Genomic DNA, 21603 nt, shown 5'->3' with positions numbered 1-21603 from the left:
AACCAAACCATTTCAGCACCATCATTCATGAAAAAATTCATTTACGTGGCCTTAATGTCCCTTATTTGTTTTTGTTCTAAAGCTATTGATCATCCATACCTACACTATTTAGGGATTGAACACGGCTTATCAAACAATGCAGTAACCAGCATCTATCAGGACAAGTACGGCTTTATGTGGTTTGGCACTTATGAAGGGCTGAACCGCTACGATGGTTATACATTTAAAGTTTTCAGGAATCATTTAAATGACCCGGCTTCCCTGGTCAATAACTGGATTGTTGCCATTCACGAAGACAGCAGACACAACATTCTGGTGGGGACAAAAAAAGGCGCGAACTTATACAATATTGTGACTGGTAAATTTAACCTGATCAACTTTCGTTCTGCAAATAACAAAGAACTAACCCCTGCCTCATATGCTATAAATGCATTTGAAAATGATGCAAACGGCAATGTATTTATTGCAACTGCCGGGCAGGGATTACTCATCTATAAGAACAATGATACCATTGCCACGCAGGTACCTTTTAACCTCAAATCCGGTCGCCTGACTTCCTACCATGTGCAATCTGTTAAAATAGACCAGAAAAAAAACGTTTGGTTGTTTATTCAGGGCTATGGCCTATGTCTTTATCACGATAAAAACAACAGCATTGAAAGAGTAGATTCAAGGCTACAGACGGCCTTTTGCATGGTGCCCGATCAATTGGGGAACATGTGGATAGGCAACGAATTTGGACTATATAAATATGACATCGCTTCCAAAAATTTCCAGATTTACACAGAAACAAATAGCTTTTTGTCTCACAACAACATCCACGGCCTGACGATCGATAAAAATGGCTTGTTATGGATTAGTACAGACGGTGGGGGGATAACAATATATGACATTAAAAACAACAAATCGAACCACATCCGTCCAGGTAAAGAGAACGGCATGCTGACCAGCGGTGCTGTAAATACCGTTTTTGAAGATAAGGACCAAAGAAAATGGATTGGCACGTTAAGGGGTGGGATAAATGTCCTGGATAGAAATAAAAACAGGTTCCAAACCCTTGCCGCAAACCCATTAAAGCAAAATGGGTTAATCAGCAATTTCATTATATCTTTTTGTGAAGACCAGGCAGGTAATGTCTGGATCGGCACAGATGGCGAGGGATTAAGCTATTGGGACAGGAAAAACAACCATTTTTCAAATTACAGGCATCAATCGAATAAGCCAGGTTCATTGACAAATAATAACGTGGCCCGCATCATCAGAGATTATAAAGATGAGATCTGGTTAACAACCTATGGTGGCGGAGTAAACAAATTCAACAAGCAAAATGGCACTTTCCAGCATTACCCCTGCTTCAATACGACAACCAAATCGCCAGACCGAAATGCATGGAGTATTTATGAAGATCGGCTCAGGAACATCTGGGTAGGCACCTGCACTGATGGCGGATTTTATAAGTTTAATAGAAATAGAGATAAATTTGAACTGTTCAGCTCAAAAATAACCAATGTCATCTCTATAAATGAAGATCAGCAAGGTATGCTCTGGATGGGTACCTTCTCTTCGCTACTTTGCCTTAGTAAAGATCATAAAACCGTTAAAACATTTAACCTGAACACGGCAGTAAGAGCGATATATGAAGACCACAAAGGAAACTTCTGGATCGGAACCGAAGGCGCCGGTCTGCTGTTATTTGACAGAACAAAGGGAACCTATAAAACCTTTTCTGAAAAAAACGGACTCCCGGGAAATACGGTATTAAACATTCTGGAAGACAAATCTGGCATGCTCTGGATTTCAACTTTCAATGGGCTAAGCCGTTTCAATCCGGTTAACGGGCATTTTAAAAACTTTTATGAAACCGATGGGCTTCAAAGCAATCAATTTAATTACAATGCTGCATTGAAATTGAATTCTGGCGAGTTTTTATTTGGTGGAATCAAGGGTTTTAACATTTTTTATCCAGAAGAAATCAAACCCTTCACCATGAAGCCAAGTCTTTTAATCACCGGGTTGAGCACAAACAATACCGCATATGAGCGTGACGAAAGTTTTAGCGATAAGAAAAGTGTTTATGAGGTAGATAAAATCACATTACCTTATGATAAAGCGACGTTATCTGTCGATTTTGCAGCCTTGGAGTACTCTTCACCCAGTAAAATTTCTTATGCTTACTACCTGGAAGGATGGGACAACAACTGGAACAACGCGGGTAATGTCAGAACCATAAATTACTCTAAATTGCGGGAAGGCGATTATCGTTTAAGAATCAAATCAACCAATGCAGAGGGCGAATGGCTACACAATGAACGGATATTACAAGTAAAAGTTTTACCTCCATGGTGGCGATCGATATGGGCATATATGGCCTACACCATGGCTATTTTTGGCTCGCTATACCTTTATCTGCGTGATCAAAAAAAGCAAACAATTTTAAAATACCAAATAGACCTTGCCAATTTAAAGGTAGAACAGGAAAAAGAGCTTAATGAGAAGAAGCTGGCATTTTTCACAAATGTATCACATGAGTTCAGGACACCGCTCACGCTGATTATTAATCCACTGAAAGAGCTTTTAAATAGCACAAGGCAAATTGAACCTAAAGAATTGTCGGTAGTCTATCGAAACGCCCGGCGATTGCTGAGCCTTGTTGATCAATTGTTACTTTTCAAAAAATCTGATGAAGAAAATCTCAAAATCGCGCCCATTAATCTGATCATTTTCTGTAAGGATATCCATAGTTGTTTTGTTCAACAGGCCATTGCAAGGAACATCACATTTAGTTTTTCAAGCACCATAGAAACGATTGAAATTTATATAGATAAAGAAAAAATCGAAATTGCCCTCTTCAATATAATTGCCAATGCATTTAAATTTACGCCAGATGGTGGCACCATTGCTTTAAGCATTTTTGATCAGGAAAATCAAGTCGAAATTCATGTAAAAGATACCGGAACAGGTATTTCAGCAGATGTTGGCCAAACTATTTTTGCACGGTTTTCGCAGGTATTTGAGAAAAACACAGCTTCCAGGCCTGGATTTGGGATTGGACTTTACCTGGTTAATAAATTCGTTAAACTTCATTTTGGAACAACTACTTATACCAGTAAACCGGGCCTGGGAACTGATTTTATGATCACCTTATTAAAAGGTCACGCACATTTCCCTTCGCATACGATCCATGAAAATGTTAGTGACGCCCCGGTATTTATGGATGAACTTATAGGTGATGAATCAGGACTTCAAAGCAAATCTAAATCCATACATGAAGATGATGAAAATAATCAGGAAGTTACCAGCGAAAAGAAAAGTATCCTGATTGTAGATGACAATGATGACATTAGAAGTTACCTAAGTCAGTTATTTAAGCCAAATTATCTTTTATACGAGGCTGCGAGTGGTGAAGAAGCACTAGCCATGGTTCACAAATACCTGCCGGACCTCATCATTACCGATGTAGTCATGGGAGAAATGAGTGGAATAGCCCTTTGTGAGCAGGTTAAGGAGCACCCGGCATTGAGCCACATACCTGTCATTCTGTTAACCTCCAGTTCTTCTGCCGAGATTAAGCTGAAAGGGATAGAAGGTGGTGCAGACGACCACATTACGAAGCCATTTGATAAGGATATTCTTTTAGCCAGGGTGACCAACTTGTTGAAAAACCGGACAACATTACAGAGTTACTTTTTCAATGAAATCACCCTTCAGTCAAATGATTATAAAGTGTCTAAAGAAAATAAAGCTTTCCTGGAAAAATGTATCAGTATTGTTGAAGCCCATTTGAACAACCCGGATTTTAACATCAAAACTTTGGCCGAAGGTATAGGCATGAGCCATTCTGCTTTATACAAGAAAGTAAAAACCATTTCGGGAAAATCTATCAATGAATTCATTCGCTACATTCGTTTACGTAAAGCCGCGCAATTGTTTATCAATTCATCTGACAACGTGAACGAAGTGGCTTTCCAGGCTGGGTTTAGTGACATCAAATATTTCAGAGAACAGTTTCAAAAACTATTTGGCTTGCTCCCGTCTGAGTACCTGAAGAAATATAGAAAGAATTTCAATAAAGGTTTTAAGCTGGATAATAAGATCAGGTAAATCAGTTTTTGCTGTAACTGGGCAAAATTCCGGGACACACTGGGGACAAAATAAGGTGTCGGAAAGGGCAAGTCCACACATAGGTCACACATTCCACACACTTTCTTCACAAAAAGGTACCTGTTTGTGTGTTTTGTGTGAAGGAAGTGTGAACCAGGTGTGAAGAAACTATTATCTTGTGAAGAACCAGGACTTAACCTGTCACGTTCTGATATAGCAAATGAAACAAAAAACCCCACTTCAATAAAATGAAGTGGGGTTTTTTAATATTTAATAGAATTTAAATTCTATTCTGGTAATAGTTCAAATCCCGTTGCAGTTCTAATAAATTTAACAGGAACATAAGCATACTTACCGGAATACGCATAATAAGTAATCGAATATGGAATTTTTGGATTAGCTGTTGCATTAGGAAACTTAAGGTTTAAGGTATAACTCAAAGCCTGTGCAATTTCAGCATCTGTCCATTGCGTACCATTGGTGGCACTGATGTTAAAACTTTTGAAATTTGCCACATTTGCTCTGTTTGTTGCCGTTCCAAAAGTGTAAGTAACATTAGCAAGATTAAGATTTAAATAATCTTGACTATTCATCGTATAATAAATAGTCGGATCAGCAATCCATTGACCATCTTGCTTAAGGAAAGCTAAGGTTAAAGAAGGAACCCAGTTACCCGTAGCATCATAACTCAAAGCATAAACCTTCTGATGAACGATGGTAGCTGATTGAAGATACTTATAAGTGATGTATTTTACATCCCCCACTTTTGGAGCAATTATACTAGGATCTGCCTTTAAAAAGTTATTAAAATAAGAAGGAAGATTTGCTACATCAGCCGATGTAAAGCCATTGTTTATTCCTCTACCCAATGAAGCATACTGCGCAGGAGAAACCAAATAGATTTTTTGCCATCCATCGAGCAACATAAAAGCTTCTGTAACGGTTACTCCCGCTGACGGGGTAGCATTGGATTGGAAAAACTGATAAGTAAGCAATACCAATTTGTTTGCAGGTGTTGTAGCTTGCGGATATTTCCAGTCCAAAAATGCTGTAGCTTGCGCTACACTGTAAGTTTTGAAAGTACCATTACCTACTGTAGCTGAAGCGTCTGTATAATCATTTGCAGTAACTGTATATTGAATATTTGCAAATAAACTATCAGCCGGTTTAATGGTATTTGATTTAAAGCTATAAGTTACATTGGCTTTAGTACCATCTCCAAATTGAGGATATGATTTATTCAACAAAGAAACGATACCTGCCTTAGCAGCATCTGAAGACTCGTATGTGGCTGTGGCTGTAATTACCAGCGTTTTGTTGTTTGGATCTGGCTTAATGTTATTGATTTCATCCTTCAAAGGATTACAAGAGGCAAATATTACAGCAACAAATGCCAATAGAAATAATATATTCTTTTTCATGATTGTCATTTTAGAAATTAATTTTTAAACCAACTGTCCAGGTTCTTCCCGCACCATAATATACCTGCGAATTATTTACATCGCTAATAGAAGTCTTAACATCGAAAGAAGAATTTGCATCAGAGATATAAGCTACATTTAACAGATTATTTACGTTAGCAAATAACGAAGAACCTACACCGGCAAATTTAAACTTAAATACCGCATTTACATCAAGTAGTGAATAACTTGGAACTTGCCATGGCTTCATATTTTCTTTGGTCAAGTCTGTTGGGATAAATGAAGAGTAATAGTTTCCAAAATAGTTATAATCAGCACCTATTTTTAAATCTGGTGTTACTGAAAAATCTACACCAAGTGCAGCAGTTGTTTGAGGAGAATCTCCAACTTTTATCCCTTTAGTATAAATAGGACCAAAAGTACCATTCTTTACAGGATTACCATTAACATCGGTAACTACCACCTGTGGAATGTTATTTGACCATGTCCAGTTGCCAAGAGAAAGCATACCATTAAAAGTCACACCAGATACTGGGGTATATTTAAAATCAGCTTCCAAACCCTGGTGCAAAGCATTTACACCACTTAAAGTAGCAGTATAAAACTGATTGGTTGGTTGATCAAAAATGGTTTTGATAGACGTTCTGTCTCTCCAGTCGGTACGGTACAAATTCACATTACCTGAGAATTTCTGACTTCTATAACCGTATCCCAGCTCATAACTCAAGATTTTTTCAGTTGTAGCGTCTGGATTAGGCGTATTTTGATTATTTACAAAAACGGCACTAAAGATTGGTGCTTTTTCGAAATAACCAACATTAGCAAATACGTTATGATTTTGATCAATATTGTAATTAGCACCACCTTTTGCTTGATATCCAAAGAAATTAACTTTTTTGCTTTTGCGTAATGGGTCGCTATTCAAATAACGGAAATAGTCTATACGACGATAAGAAGTATTCGATCCTGATAAGGACACGAAAGCTGATAATGCACCATCAGAATACTCACCTTGTAAGAATCCCCCTTGCCATCCTACTAAACCATCATTATAAAAGCCAATTTTATCACCTGTTTTAGCCATATTCACAGGATTATTGATGTTACCTCCACTGGCACCTGTTGTAGGCGTAGCGCTGTAAACATCCAAAACATATTCTGCTCCTAATAAATTTCTAACCGAGTTATAGTGAATCCCTTTGTAGTCTCTTAAGTCAAGACCTGCTAAAAGATCGATTTTATCAGTCAGTTTTTTCTTATATGTACTTAACAAGCCACCCCATTTGTGATCGTTTCTATTTGACTGAAGGTAGGCAACAGCTTTGCCATCCGTTGCAGCGGTATTTAAATCTACGATTGCATCCAAATCAACTGGTGTATACTTATTACCTGTTCTTGTATTAAGAAATAAGTTCGCATCATTAGGGAACTCGTTTCCACCACTACCGATTGATCCGTAAAGCGCTGTAGATAGTGAAGATGTTTCATCAATAATCCAGTTGTGGTTTAAGGAAACCTGTGGTTTATGATAAAAGTTACCGCTAATTGTTTTTTCTTTACCATTCAGGATACCATAGTTCGGATTGAATTTATTACCCTGAGGTGCGTTTTCATAATAAGCAAGAGGAAAACGCTCAAATCTCGACCCGTGGTACTGTGGAGCGCCAAAGCCTGTTAATGAAATCGTGTGATTTGCATTGATTACTTTAGATACGTTAAAGAAATAACTGTAAGCTTCATAAGCTAAGCCGTCAACAAAACCATCTCCAACATTTCTTGAGCCCATAACTGAGAATGCCCAGCCCTTATCAGTTAGACCTGTTGAATAAGAGAAAGTCGTTTTATTAAAACCATAGCTTCCCAATCCCTGGTAAATAAAACCACCTTTTTTAGCATCAGTAGTTTTAGTTGTAATGTTCATAGTACCACCAATTGAAGGTACAGCAACCTTAGATGCTCCTAAACCTCTTTGAACTTGCAAAGAACTGGTTACGTCATTTAAACCAGCCCAGTTTGACCAGAAAACACGACCGCTTTCCATATCATTTACCGGAATACCATTGATCAAAACCGCAATATTTGCGCTTTGGAAACCACGGATATTAATCCTTGAATCACCAAAACCACCACCTACACCTTTAGTAGCGTAAACTCCTGGAGTAGACTTCAAAAGCTCAGGAAATTCTTGCTGACCGCCTTTTTCTTCAATTCTGCCAGCAGTAATCGTAGAAAGTGCTACCGGAGTCTTTCTGTCAATTGCCAAGTTATTTGCAATGATGGCAACTTCATCCATCGTGTTTGCACTTGGAGACAGTGAAATAGATCCCAAGTTCATTTTTCCTTTAGTTAGCACTACTTCTTTACGGTTATAACCGATATAAGAAATAACCAACACTTTAGCTCCATCCTGAGCTTGGATGGAAAAATTACCATCTGAAGATGTTGATGTGGACACACCTGTGCCTTTTAGACTGACAACTGCACCTGGCAGTGTTTCATTTGTCAATGAGTCTACAACTTTACCCTTAATTGTTTGCTGAGCGTAGGCGCCAACAGCAAGGAATTGAAGGAACAAAGTGAGAATTAGTAAAGATCTCTTCATTCTTTTTAAGTTAGTTAATAATGTTTTGTTTTGATAGGATAACTAAAAATATTGACGCAAAGGTAAATATTAATTTATCCTACTACCCGATTTCAATGTTAAATAATTATTAAGAATGTCATTATTTTTCAACACTTAACAAAGAATTGATCTGGATAATACACAGACAAACAATAAATTAGCCATATGTCATTATGACAAATAAAGGAAATTTAAGAATTACTCTAAATTATTTCAAAATGAAATAAAAAAACAAAACTTCAACGACACAAGAGGCTAACATTTAATTAACATAAAAAATAACCGAAAATAAAAAAGGCGACCTCTTAAGGTCGCCTTTTTGAAACATACTGAGTAGGTTAGTTAAATGAATAACGAACACCAACTTGTATCTGATATCTTGAAGCGATATTCACGTTATCCTTAAATGTAGCAGCTGGTAAGTTTTTGTCAATAGTGTATTGTGGAACACCAGCAACGGTTGAACGGTATTGCATAAAATTGAACATTGCAGGCTGCCTGGTAGTACCCCACTCTTTGTTTAACATATTTCCGATGTTAACAAAGTCTACCGAGATTTGAAAACGACTTTTATTTTCTTCTCCAAATTGGGTAAAAATATCCTGTGAGATTCTAAGATCAAAACGGTTGCTCCATGGATACTCAGCGCCATTACGTTCCGTTACCTGACCTTTTTTTGAGCTTAGATATTTATCCTGATTAATAAAGGCTTCTAATCTTGCCCATTGGGAATCAGCACTTTCAGCAGCAAACAAAATTTTTCCTTTGCTATCTAAAACATCAGTCTCTACAAAATGTATGTCACTCTTGTCTTTAGGAACGTACATCAGGTCGTTTGCAGTTCCATTGTCATTATTCAAGTTACCAGAAGTAATATAAGAATATCGTGTATCACCGAAAACATCTCCGTAAGGAGAACCTTCATATATCAGACCGATTGAAGTTGGCAGTTTGCGGGCCAGTTCAAAGTTGAAATTAACAGCAGCAATCACCCGGTTTTTAACTACATAATTACTGTAAGCTAAAACTGGCTTGTTGGGATCATTCACAATCTGGTTACCAGTAAACGCTGAGTTAGCCTGAGAACCCGGAGTTGATGTAACGTCACGTGCATCACTATAAGTATAAGCAACCATTGCATCGACATATTTACCAAAACGCTTTTGCAGCTGACCGGTGATGTTATATGCATAGCCTTTGCTTGTATTGTCAAGGATAATTGCATTTGTGATGAAACTATTCACACGGTTAGCAGAACCACCGGGAAATACGTCGCGAGTATCACCTGTTCCAGTCAGCTTACCAGAAGGGTTCTTCAAGTTGGCATCACGATGAAAAATCTCGTTGATGGATTTAGTATAAATACCTTCAATCGTAGCAATAATGCCTCCGGGCAGATTAAAATCCGCAGCAAGGTTTGAACGCCAGATCTGAGGGATTTTAAAGTTGCTCGCTGTAGCGTTGATCGCGTATGTAGATGGAATAGAAGGATTAGCAGGAATATACTGGGCAGGATTAGAACTAAATGGACGGTTTTTAGGATCTGTCGTATTCTCATTTCCAAAAAGCAAACCTGTGTTACCAGCCTGGTTAACCAAATAAACACCTGGCATACCACCTGTAAAAATACCAGAACCGCCTCGAATCTGAAGAGACTGATCACCATTCACATCCCAGTTTAATCCAACACGTGGTGAAATCAGGATTTGATTTTTAGGTAATTTGCCTACATCTATTTTTTCATTATCGCGGAAAGTCAGTGCCGTTACCGCCGGATTTGAAGTAATTTTGGAAGTGTAGATTGGCATATCTGCACGTACGCCATAGGTTAGTTTAAAGTTATCTCTAACCATCCACTCATCTTGCACATAAGCTGCAATTGGAGCCATACTCAATTCTGCTACAGGTCTGGGATTTCCATTGATTGCAGAATAAGTCAGTTGATAAAGGGAAGGATTGACAGAAGCATCTCCACCAGCAGCAGCAAGGAAATCGGAAACTGATTTATACCTGTACTGGCCGTAAAGGAACTGCGCAAATCCATTTGCATATTTCAAATATTGACCAGAAATACCAATAGTTATGTTGTGACTTCCAGCATAGATGTTAAAGTTATCAGTAAAAGAGTAAACATCCTGATTTAAGGTATTTAATCCACTGAAAGGCTCAGAACCCAACGAAATATAGTTTGCTCCACCTCCATTTTCAATATCTACAACAGGAAATGGAGATCCGTAAATACTACGATAATCGCGGAACGCAGAATAACTCACTTGCAAGTTATTGGCAAAACGGTTTCCAAACCTTGAGTTTAATTCAGCTGCGATGGACTTCGTATTGTTAAAAAAGCGGTAACGCATGTTAGAAAAAGTCATTGATGTTGCACTCGGACCACGACCAGTATTAGAATTCGAACCACTCGGATCAAGATCTTTAAACGACTTTAAATAGTTATAGCGAACAGTAAGTTTATTGGTCGAGTTGATATTCCAATCTAAACGGGCGGTTAAATTATCAGCCTGCTGATCACTGCTATAGTTATCATAATCGCCAGGGTTATAACCGTACTTAGAAATCAGTAAGTTTTTCACGGCATCCAGGTCGCTGGTTTTAACAGCCGAGATACCACTGCCATTCTCACCCCTATTCGCTAGCCAGTTTGATCCGGGAAAAATTCTCCGGGTAATCTCGCCGTTTACAAAAAAGAACAATTTATCTTTTACGATTGCTCCTCCTAAACGTGCGCCAAATATTTTATTGGTAAATGCACTGCTTGAATTTTTTGGAACAGTGTAATCTCCGACCTTATATCCCTGTAAATTTTGATCTTTATAGAAAGTATAAATGGAACCTGAATATTTATTGGTTCCGCTTTTGGTAACCGCATTCACACTACCGCCAGTAAAACCGCCTTGTTTTACATCATAAGGCGCGATACTAATCGTTATCTGATCAATTGCATCCAGCGAAATTGGCTGCGCTCCTGAACCACCACCCGGTAAAGCTGTTAATCCAAATGAGTTATTAAACTGTGAACCGTCAATAGTAAATGAGTTGAATTTGTTATTACGACCAGCAAAAGAAAAACCATCGCCTGTTGAATTAGACTGTGGTGTTAGCTTAGTTAAATCCGTAACACTTCTATTAAATGTAGGCAGTTTTTCCATTTGCTCGCGTGAAACACTTGTTTGAGCCCCGGTACGCGAACTGTTAATGACTTTGTTTTGTCTGGAAACAATCGCAACCTCAGCCAAAGCCTGCGAAGATTCCTTTAATTTCAAATCAACTTTGAAATTCTGACCCAAAGCAAGATTAATGTTATCACTTTTTGCTGCCGTATAACCTACCATAGTAGCCGTAACCGTATACGGGCCTCCGACATTCATATTGGTAAAATTGTATCGTCCATCACCCCTGGTAATGGTTTTGTAAACTGTTCCGGTTGGCCCGTGAACGGCTACAACTGTTGCACCAGGCAATGCGCCCTTGGCATCTGTAACAGTACCATTCATTGCCGATGTAGTTACCTGTGCATGCGCAACAGAAAGAAAACCAACAAAAGCAACAAGCATCACTGCAATTTTGCATAGTAGAGATTTTTTCATTCTTCTTTTTATTTATAGCGTATCTTTTAATGATATCAATAGGATACCGCTACAAAGCTAGAGAGTCAACCTACGCAAACATTTGAACTCAATATTAAATAATCATTAAGTAGTTCAGCAATTTTTAACAATTAACACCAGAATTAAATATATAACCAACAGTTTATCAATTAAATAACAACCTCAAATAATCAACAAAAACGACCAAAGCAGAACAAATCTAAATTAGATTACATATTTATGGCTTTCAAAAAGTATTGTAGCACCATTAACTAACATTTTTTTTTATTTTTGGCGTTTACTTAAGTTATAATTTCCTTTATTAAAGATATGAACTACGATGTAATTGTAATAGGCAGCGGTCCTGGTGGATATGTAGCTGCAATCAGAGCTTCTCAGTTAGGTTTGAAAACTGCTGTAGTTGAACGCGAATCTTTAGGTGGAATATGCCTTAACTGGGGCTGTATACCAACTAAAGCTTTGTTAAAAAGTGCTCAGGTATTTGAATATATCAACCATGCAGCTGAATACGGTATCAAAACGGCGCCTGCAGAAGCAGATTTTGCTGCAGTAGTAAAACGCAGTCGTGGTGTTGCTGATGGCATGAGCAAAGGTGTTCAGTTCTTAATGAAAAAGAATAAAATTGAAGTGATCATGGGTACTGCCAAAGTAAAATCTGGCAACAAAGTAGAAGTAAAAGCTGCTGATGGTTCCCAAAAAGAGATCACTGCTCCACATATTATCATTGCAACGGGTGGCCGTTCAAGAGAATTACCTAACCTGAAACAAGACGGTAAAAAAATCATTGGCTACAGACAAGCTATGGTATTGCCAGAGCAACCAAAATCTATGGTAATTGTGGGTTCTGGAGCTATCGGTTCTGAGTTTGCTTATTTCTACGCAACCATGGGTACCAAGGTTACTTTGGTAGAATTCATGGACAATATTGTTCCGGTAGAAGATGAGGACATCTCTAAACAATTGTTGCGCAGCTTCAAAAAAGTTGGCATCGATGTAATGACTGCTTCAAGTGTTGAATCGGTAGATACCAGCGGTGCAGGTTGTAAAGTACAGGTTAAAACAGCTTCAGGCATGCAAACCCTGGAATGTGACATCGTTCTTTCGGCTGCAGGTGTAGTTGCCAACATTGAAAACATTGGCTTAGAAGAAACCGGCATCAAAACTGAAAAAGGTAAAGTGGTCGTAGACGAATTCTACAATACTTCTGTAAAAGGCTATTATGCCATTGGAGATATCGTGTCTGGACAGGCTTTAGCACACGTAGCTTCAGCAGAAGGCATCACTTGCGTTGAGAAAATCGCTGGTCACCATCCAGAGCCGATCGACTACAACAATATCCCGGGATGTACTTATACATCTCCTGAAATCGCTTCTGTTGGTTATACTGAAAAAGCAGCAAAAGCAGCAGGTTATGAGCTTAAAATTGGTAAATTCCCATTCTCGGCTTCTGGAAAAGCGAGTGCTGCCGGCGCAAAAGACGGTTTTGTAAAAGTAATCTATGATGCTAAATACGGTGAACTGTTAGGTGCACACATGATTGGTGCTAACGTAACCGAAATGATTGCTGAGATTGTAGTAGCCCGTAAACTGGAAACTACTGGTCACGAAGTTTTAAAAGCAATCCACCCGCACCCAACCATGAGTGAGGCGATTATGGAAGCTACTGCGGATGCATATGGTGAAGTAATTCACTTATAAAAGACAAATTGTCACCAAAGAAAGGAAAGAGGTAGTTATTCACTACCTCTTTTTTTATATTTACAATGCTAACTTACTTATCATGAATTTACACACAATCAATACCGGATTATTTAAATTAGATGGCGGCGCTATGTTTGGCGTGGTACCTAAATCCATTTGGCAACGTAGTAACCCGGCAGATGCGAACAACATGTGTACCTGGGCCATGCGCTGTCTGTTGATTGAGGATGGTGATCGTTTGATTTTGATTGACAATGGAATTGGTGATAAGCAGGATGAAAAGTTTTTAGGACATTATTATTTGCATGGTGATGATACCTTAGACAAATCGCTGGCGGCAAAAGGCTTTAGCCGCAATGACATTACCGATGTCTTTTTAACGCACCTCCATTTTGACCATTGCGGTGGTTCAATTGTTCGTGAAGGAGATAAACTCCGTCCGGCTTTTAAAAATGCATTTTACTGGAGCAACGCCAAGCACTGGGATTGGGCGGTAAATCCAAACGACAGGGAAAAAGCTTCGTTTTTGAAAGAAAACATATTACCCATACAAGAAAGCGGACAGCTCCGTTTTATAGCAGATCAAGATGGGATAGCTTTCCATGAGGGCATACAAGTACGATTTGCCTATGGCCACACCGATGCCATGATGCTCCCGCAAATACAATACAAAGACAAAACCATCATCTATGTCGCCGACCTGCTTCCTTCTGTAGGCCACATCCCCCTACCGTATGTGATGGCCTATGACATGTTCCCACTACAAACACTGAAAGAAAAAAAGGCCTTCCTAAATGAAGCTGCCGATCGGAATTATATCCTGTACCTGGAACATGATCCGATCCATGAGTGCTGCACCTTGCAACAAACCGAGAAAGGTGTCAGACTAAACCAAACTTTTGACCTGTCTGACATTTAAACCATTAAGCAAAAAAAACTTACTACTTTCTTGTTCCCCGTTTTGTTTTTTTCTAAATTGTGTTAACGGAACACAATCTGCTTAAAACAATTAGATCATGGGAAAATTTGAAATTACAATAAGAAAGGATGGCGAATTCCAGTTTAGTGAATGTATGAAAGTGAGGCCTCGAGGTAAAACGGAATAGCATCAGTCAAGAAAAATGCACCTGAGGCAGAAATTTCTGATATTTCCTAGTTTTTTGTATGGTTGCTTCATCACAACAACCGGCATCAGTCTGAAGTATTCAAGATTTTTTTTTCCTGACATCAGCACGACAATGAGGTTATTCTCGAAACAAATATGAACCAGATGTGTTAGTAATCAATATGTATCCATTTAGTAACAAGAAATATATAGTGATTATGCAAGCTAGAGCACAACCTGACAAAAGTAATTTGGAATAATTTTTGCTGAAGAAATATGAGATAAATAATGTCGTAAAGTGTAACGTTTTCAGGAATTTATGTTTCAGATAATCCTTTAAATGCTTACCTTTGCACGTTCAAAATATATAACGAGTACCAAAACACATAAATGAGACAACTCAAAATCACGCAATCAATTACCAATCGCGAAAGTCAATCCTTAGACAAATATCTTCACGAGATTGGTAAAGTGGATTTAATCACAGCAGAGGAAGAAGTAATTTTAGCACGAAAAATACGAGAAGGAGATCAGGCAGCACTGGAGCGTTTAACTAAGACAAACTTACGTTTTGTGGTTTCCGTGGCTAAGCAATACCAAAACCAGGGATTAACACTTGGTGATTTGATCAATGAAGGAAATTTAGGTTTGATCAAAGCAGCAAAACGCTTTGACGAAACCAAAGGTTTTAAATTCATCTCTTATGCTGTTTGGTGGATTCGTCAATCAATTTTACAGGCTATTGCTGAACAAAGCCGGATTGTACGTCTCCCTTTAAATCAAGTTGGATCGTTAAGTAAAATCAGTAAAGCCTTCTCTAAACTGGAGCAGGAATATGAGCGTGAACCTTCTCCTGAAGAATTGGCAGATATTTTGGAAACCACGGTAGACAAGATTTCTGATACACTGAGCAATTCAGGTCGTCACGTATCTATGGATGCACCATTTGTTCAAGGTGAGGAAAATACTTTGTTAGACGTATTGGAAAATCATGAACCAAATACGGACAGCAGTTTAATTAATGAGTCTTTATCTGAAGAAATCAAAAGGTCTTTATCTACTTTAACAGAACGCGAGCGTGAAATTATCGTATTGTTTTTTGGACTAAGCACCAATCATCCCCTGTCTTTAGAGGAAATTGGTGAGAAGTTTAACCTGACCCGCGAGCGTGTGCGTCAGATTAAAGACAAGGCATTACAACGTTTGCGTCATACTTCAAGAAGTAAAATATTAAAATCTTATTTAGGATAATCCTGCCGTTATTCCGGTGCTGGCCGGAATCCCGCAAAGAATAAAATATTAAATAAAAAAGATTGGGTACTCGCTCAATCTTTTTTACTTTTGTGCCATTCTAACCAAAAATACTCCAGCATGTTAAAGAAGTACCAATCTGAGTTTCAAAACTGGATTGAAAAAGAAAAAAAGGCAATTGAACTGATCAATATCGTAGGGCAATTGTGGTTTGACAGATCTGTTGAACTCGTTTTATTCCGTAAACCATTATTTGATGTAGGCAGCAGTGAAATTCTTTCACACCATCAGTACGCAAAAGAAGTAAGCGGTAAAGACATCAGTATTTACGAAACCTTAGAATTGGCGCATACCATTGCGAAATGCAACCTGGCCCCTTCAAGGATTGACATTGGTCGCCTGGCTTCCGAATGGCTGGAAGGCAATGACAACTACGCTTCCATGCATGACTTTGTCATCAGCAAATTGAGCAAACACATTGGCAAGGATAAAATTAATCTGCAACCTAAAGATGTAGTGCTTTATGGATTTGGCCGTATTGGTAGAATTGCAGCAAGAGAATTGATTGTTCAGGCCGGAAAAGGCGAGCAATTGCGTTTAAGAGCAATCGTAACCAGGAGCTATAGCGATGAAGAGCTGATCAAAAGAGGTGAGCTGCTACGTACCGATTCTATTCACGGACCGTTTCACGGTACCATTGTGGAAGATTTTGAAAACAAAGCCCTAATTATCAATGGCCAAACCATTTATTTCATAGAAGCCAAAGATCCAGAATCTGTTGATTATACAGCTTATGACATTCACGATGCCTTATTGATTGACAATACAGGTGTTTTCCGTGATCGTGAAGGATTGGGCAGACACCTGAAAGCAAAAGGAATCAGTAAAGTCTTGTTAACGGCACCTGCAAAAGGAGACATTCCTAACGTAGTAACGGGCATTAACGACACTGAAATTGATTTCAATACAGAAACCATATTATCGAATGCATCTTGTACGACCAATGCCATCGTACCGGTATTGAAAATTATTGATGATGCTTTTGGAATCGAAAAAGGCCACATTGAAACGGTCCACTCCTATACCAACGATCAAAATTTACTGGACAATTACCATAAAAAATACCGTAGAGGACGTTCTGCAGCTTTAAACCTGGTAATTACTGAAACCGGGGCAGATAAAGCTGTGGCAAAGGTAATTCCACATCTTGGTGGCAAACTGACAGGAAATGCAGTACGCGTTCCTACGCCCAATGTGTCATTGGCAATATTGAACCTGTCCTTGAATAAAATAACGTCTAAAGAAGAGGTGAGTGAAGTTTTAAAACAGGCCTCCCTTTTTGGGGATTTATCAGAACAAATTGAATATTCTATCTCCAATGAACTGGTAAGCACAGATTTGATAGGAAACAGTCATGCTTCGATTATTGATGGCCCGGCTACGATCATCGCGCGCGACAACAAGTCAGTGGTACTGTATGCTTGGTACGACAACGAATATGGATACACCAGGCAAGTAATCCGATTAGCCAAGAAGTTAGCCGGCGTAGTAAGGTTAACTTACTACTAGCCTTACAATGCAATATAAAAAACGGCCGGTAACTGATGATACCGGCCGTTTTTATTTTATAGTAACCCCCTGAATTAAAATGCGGACAACTTGGGCTTACTTTGCATAATCTCTTCAATTTCCGTTAAAACCTGAGGCGTTAATAGCGGAACAACTTCTAAAGTAGTCAGATTCTCTTTCAGTTGTTCCGGTTTCGAAGCGCCTAAAATCACGGTACTCACATTCGGATTGGTTAAACACCAGGCCAGGGACAATTTAGCCAGTGGCACATTCAACTTATCAGCCAGTGATTGTAATTTTTCTGCCTTTTTTAGCTTATCTTCATTCAAAACAGCATCTTTCAGCCATTCCATCCCCTTCAGATCCAGACGTGTGTCTTTGGTTTTCTTCGAAGTATATTTACCCGATAATAAACCAGAAGCCAATGGCGACCAAATGGTAGTTCCCAGCCCATACTCTTTAAATAAGAGCAAGTACTCATTTTCTACCTTATTACGCTCAATTAAATTGTATTGTGGCTGTTCCATCGTAGGCCCGATCAAATTGTATTGTTTTGCAACACGAATCGCTTCCATAATCTCAACGGCAGACCATTCCGAAGTACCCCAATACAATATTTTGCCCTGTTGCAATAAGGTATTCATCGCCCAAACAGTCTCTTCAATGGGCGTATTTTTATCCGGGCGATGACAAAAATACAAATCCAGATAATCAACCTGTAAACGCTTTAAAGCACCGTTACAGGCTTCAATAACATGTTTACGGGAAAGTCCCATCCGGTTTGGACCTTTATTTTCTGTACCAAAAAAGACTTTACTTGACACCACAAACGATTCACGTTCCCACTTATGCGATTTTAAGATCTTACCCATCACCTGCTCTGATTTTCCTTCGGCATACCCTTCAGCATTGTCGAAAAAATTCACACCCGCATCGTAGGCTATTCCCATCAATTCATCAGCAGTCTTGTCACTGATCTGCTGACCGAATGTCAGCCAACTTCCTAAAGACAAAGCACTAACTTGTAAACCTGATTTACCTAATCTTCTATATTCCATTTAAATAGCTTTTAATGATTAACAATTACCCCAAATTAAAGAGATAATAGGAAAACAATAGCAGGACTGCTTAAGTTTTACAAAAATAGGATGGCCAGTTTATCAGGCAATATATTTACCTTTATATGATGTTCAAACCTATTCAAATGAATACTTACCTGCTTGTAACGCTAGGATTGTTATTAAGTTGTGGCTCAGTAAAACAGGCTCCACCGATGTCCGCTGATACCCAGTTGCTAAGTGATGTGGAAATCTTGTCATCAGATGCTTACGAAGGCCGCAAAACCGGCACAAAGGGCGGAGAAATGGCCAGAACATACCTCAATAAACGTTTTACTGAGATCGGTTTAAAATCTTTCCCGGTTTTAGAACGCTATGAACAGCCCTTTTCATTTGAGACCAGTAAAGGCATAGTCAAAGGGAAAAACATGATTGGTTATATTGAAGGTAAAAGCGAGCAGGTGATCGTGATCTCAGCCCATTACGACCACATTGGCATCATCAACAACGAAGTATATAACGGGGCGGACGACAATGCTTCCGGGATTGCAGCGTTATTGAAATTCGCTGCTTATTACAGCAAACATCAACCCAACCATACTTTAATTTTTGCAGCCTTTGATGCCGAAGAAATGGGACTAAGGGGTGCTAAAGCATTTGTTGCCAGCCCACCGGTAAATATTGACCGCATTAAACTGAATATCAATATGGATATGATCAGTCATAACGATAAAAATGAGTTGTATGCCTCCGGAACTTCAAAATACCCCACCTTAAAGGATTACTTTTACACCAGCAATCCCAATCCGAAGATTTTATTCGGACATGACGATCCTGAATCAGGTCACAACGACTGGACCAACCAAAGTGACCATTCAGCCTTTAACGATAAAAATATTCCATTTATTTACTTTGGTGTGGAAGACCACAAAGATTACCATCAAGCCACCGACGAGTATAAGAACATCAATAAAAAGTTCTTTAGCGATGCTGCGAACGCCATTATGGAGATCATCATCAACATCGATAAAGAACGGGATGCCCAACAGCTATTTCATGAAAAGCTGAAAATGAAAAGGCAATAGATTTTAAAAATCAATATCAACAAGGCTGTTTAAAGGGATGTGAATCCCATTTTTCAGCTGGATATATTTCTCTGTAACGGACCATACCGTTGTAGATACTGTCTTTGGTCCCTCCTTAGTATTGAAAGTAATGTCGGCTTTTGATTTAAATTCATTACCCAAACGTTGGGCCGCATTCAGCTTATCACGTAACTCTTCAGTATGATTCTGATCAGCCGCTACAATCTGGCTGATGTCTATCGCTTCTTTTTCTATTAATTCCCCTAACATAGTATATTCGATTAAAGTCCGCTATAATGGTATTGAAACCACGTTTTCATATACCAATAAACAAAAAAAGCACCACAGTTCAAAGCCAATTGCCTAAATGTTTCAACAATATTACTGACGCAAAAGAAAGACTACTGATTACCAGTTTATTAATCTACTTCCGTTTAAAACGATCTTCAATCATCCCGATAAAACTCCCAGGCTGATCTACAGGCTGAATGGCATTCGGACTATCGAGATTGATTATTTTGCCATTAACGCTCATCACAGCACCTTTGGCCAGGCTTGTCGCGCCCGAAACCGGGTTTAATATGCTGATGGCTTTAGCAAGGTATACTTCCTTTTCGTCGCCCAGCTGATAAGTCGGATTCTCGTTCAGATCGTAATCAGGTGTCATGCCAGAAAAATAACCACCCTGGTCCTGAGAGTTCTTTGTTTCAAACATTGCATAATACACATCGTACCGGTTTTGAATACGAATAGGAAAAAAGCCTACAGGTTTGCCATAAGTGGTTTTGCCAACCAGTTTCACATTCATTTCAGGCTTGAGTGAATTGATTACAAGCTCACTGGCTGACGCAGTACTGCGGCTAACCAGGAATACAACATTCGTTACGCCGGTTACACTACCCACCTTGCTAAAATTATGGGTATTTTTTGCTACTGTATAATCCTGGTCATCGTACAAATTCATCATCCTGCCGCCAGTTGCATACTGAACCTTATCATTCGCATCCGTAAGCGGCTGATTTTTTAGAATCACTGCCCTTTTGTTCTGCATATCTGCATTGAAATATTCTTTATACATGACCTTCCCAAAGGCAGTTGAAGGTGCGATCAGGTTAACCAAACGTTCGGCAGTGTAAACATAGCCACCACCGTTATACCTTAAATCAATGACCAGATCGGTAACCCCCTGACTTGAAAAAGTAGAAAACACATTATTTAATGCCTCAAATGAATTACTTTCATTTGAAAACCGACCATATGCGATATAACCGATCTTTTTATTACCTGAAGTAATGACTTTTGATGCGTACACAGGACTGCTTTTGTAACTTTTCTTGGTCAATGTAACAGAAAAAGCCTCGCCCTGCACTCCATTTACATATTTAAAGCCCTCAATCCGCACGCTGCTTTTAGCCATTTCACTATAAATGGACAAGTATTCTCCTGGATAATTGTTACCATAAGAGATGCCATTGATCTTTGAAATCGCCCATCCCCTTTTTACCCCTTGTGCTTCGGCATCAGAGCCCGGTGCAACTACCGTTACAAAAATAGTGTAACTGTTATTGGTACCAAAAGGAATCCACATCACCCCGGTATCGTTTCCGTTTCCTTCCAGGTCCACAGACATTTGCGCCCCCTGCACATTGGCGGTTGGACTTGGATTTGCAGTTGTGATATCCTGTATATAAGAATATTTGGTTTCGTTATCGGCAGTCACGTAGTCAACAGAACCCGAAGCCTTGGCAATATTAAGCAATTCGCTATCGTAATTACTGCCATATTTCCTCGGGTTAAAATCATCATAGGAAGGGAGTGCCGAATTCCAGAAATACACCTGTTTGGCATATAGGAACAAGGAGTCATTGCTCAATTGTGTCCTGTCAGTTGTTGCTGTCTGTAAGGTATTCGGCCCAATTGAAGGCGCAACCGGATCGGGCTCTGGCTGGGTCTTATTTTTTTTACAGGCACCCAATAATAAAAGCACCACAAGTCCCGCCAGGCGGAAGTCAACCACTTTAGGAAAAAGCAAGTTTTTCATTCGTTATATTTTAGCGTAAATA

At 39.0% G+C, this 21603-nt stretch carries 12 protein-coding genes and 1 pseudogene; 7 read left to right on the top strand and 6 right to left on the bottom strand.

Annotated elements, in window-relative coordinates:
• Positions 1–27 precede the first annotated feature (27 nt).
• Positions 28–4101, top strand: coding sequence for a two-component regulator propeller domain-containing protein (locus IM797_RS17075; protein ID WP_194128375.1), 4074 nt, complete (start codon positions 28–30; stop codon positions 4099–4101).
• A 287-nt stretch (positions 4102–4388) separates the two neighbouring features.
• On the opposite strand, the gene IM797_RS17070 is transcribed toward IM797_RS17075, so the two are convergent.
• The 3 genes from IM797_RS17070 to IM797_RS17060 all read right to left on the bottom strand — a co-directional run bounded on the left by IM797_RS17070 (position 4389) and on the right by IM797_RS17060 (position 11750).
• Positions 4389–5522 (bottom strand): hypothetical protein, encoded by a 1134-nt coding sequence (locus IM797_RS17070; protein ID WP_194128374.1) that lies wholly within the window; start codon positions 5520–5522, stop codon positions 4389–4391.
• 10 nt (positions 5523–5532) lie between these two features.
• The gene (locus IM797_RS17065; RefSeq protein ID WP_194128373.1) at positions 5533–8124 is read right to left on the bottom strand and encodes a TonB-dependent receptor domain-containing protein; all 2592 of its coding nucleotides are present in this window, start codon (positions 8122–8124) and stop codon (positions 5533–5535) included.
• A gap of 359 nt (positions 8125–8483) precedes the next feature.
• Positions 8484–11750 carry a TonB-dependent receptor gene (locus IM797_RS17060; protein ID WP_194128372.1) on the bottom strand — a complete coding sequence of 1089 codons (3267 nt, stop codon included), beginning with the start codon at positions 11748–11750 and terminating at the stop codon, positions 8484–8486.
• A 330-nt stretch (positions 11751–12080) separates the two neighbouring features.
• On the opposite strand from IM797_RS17060, the gene lpdA reads away from it, so the two are divergent.
• The 5 genes and pseudogenes from lpdA (at position 12081) to IM797_RS17035 (ending at position 17397) form a co-directional block, all read left to right on the top strand.
• Complete coding sequence (gene lpdA / locus IM797_RS17055) at positions 12081–13469, top strand: dihydrolipoyl dehydrogenase (RefSeq protein WP_194128371.1); 1389 nt, start codon at positions 12081–12083, stop codon at positions 13467–13469.
• 82 nt (positions 13470–13551) lie between these two features.
• Positions 13552–14391: an MBL fold metallo-hydrolase gene (locus tag IM797_RS17050; RefSeq protein ID WP_194128370.1), complete on the top strand. Its 840-nt coding sequence runs from the start codon at positions 13552–13554 to the stop codon at positions 14389–14391.
• A gap of 177 nt (positions 14392–14568) precedes the next feature.
• Positions 14569–14628, top strand: a pseudogene (locus tag IM797_RS28745) (DUF1508 domain-containing protein); the annotation flags it as partial.
• Between the two features lie 339 nt (positions 14629–14967).
• A complete protein-coding gene (locus tag IM797_RS17040; RefSeq protein WP_008242129.1) occupies positions 14968–15828 on the top strand; it encodes an RNA polymerase sigma factor RpoD/SigA in 861 nt (286 codons plus the stop codon).
• Positions 15829–15948: 120 nt separating this feature from the next.
• On the top strand, positions 15949–17397 hold the full coding sequence (locus IM797_RS17035) for a glyceraldehyde-3-phosphate dehydrogenase (RefSeq protein WP_194128369.1): 1449 nt from the start codon (positions 15949–15951) through the stop codon (positions 17395–17397).
• A gap of 74 nt (positions 17398–17471) precedes the next feature.
• Here IM797_RS17035 and IM797_RS17030 read toward each other — a convergent pair whose 3' ends face one another.
• The gene (locus IM797_RS17030; RefSeq protein WP_194128368.1) at positions 17472–18455 is read right to left on the bottom strand and encodes an aldo/keto reductase; all 984 of its coding nucleotides are present in this window, start codon (positions 18453–18455) and stop codon (positions 17472–17474) included.
• A 146-nt stretch (positions 18456–18601) separates the two neighbouring features.
• Here IM797_RS17030 and IM797_RS17025 point away from each other — a divergent pair, with 146 nt between their 5' ends.
• Entirely contained in the window at positions 18602–19540 is a 939-nt protein-coding gene (locus IM797_RS17025; RefSeq protein ID WP_228098916.1) for a M28 family peptidase, read from the top strand.
• 3 nt (positions 19541–19543) lie between these two features.
• On the opposite strand, the gene IM797_RS17020 is transcribed toward IM797_RS17025, so the two are convergent.
• Together IM797_RS17020 and IM797_RS17015 are read right to left on the bottom strand one after the other, a co-directional pair.
• A complete protein-coding gene (locus IM797_RS17020; RefSeq protein ID WP_194128367.1) occupies positions 19544–19810 on the bottom strand; it encodes a hypothetical protein in 267 nt (88 codons plus the stop codon).
• A 154-nt stretch (positions 19811–19964) separates the two neighbouring features.
• Complete coding sequence (locus IM797_RS17015; RefSeq protein ID WP_194128366.1) at positions 19965–21581, bottom strand: S41 family peptidase; 1617 nt, start codon at positions 21579–21581, stop codon at positions 19965–19967.
• Between the last annotated feature and the right edge of the window lie 22 nt (positions 21582–21603).

Source organism: Pedobacter sp. MC2016-24, from assembly GCF_015223055.1.
In the GTDB taxonomy this organism is placed as follows: domain Bacteria; phylum Bacteroidota; class Bacteroidia; order Sphingobacteriales; family Sphingobacteriaceae; genus Pedobacter.
The sequence above is the reverse complement of the archived record's forward strand: the minus strand, read 5'-3'. Positions and strand labels throughout refer to the sequence as shown.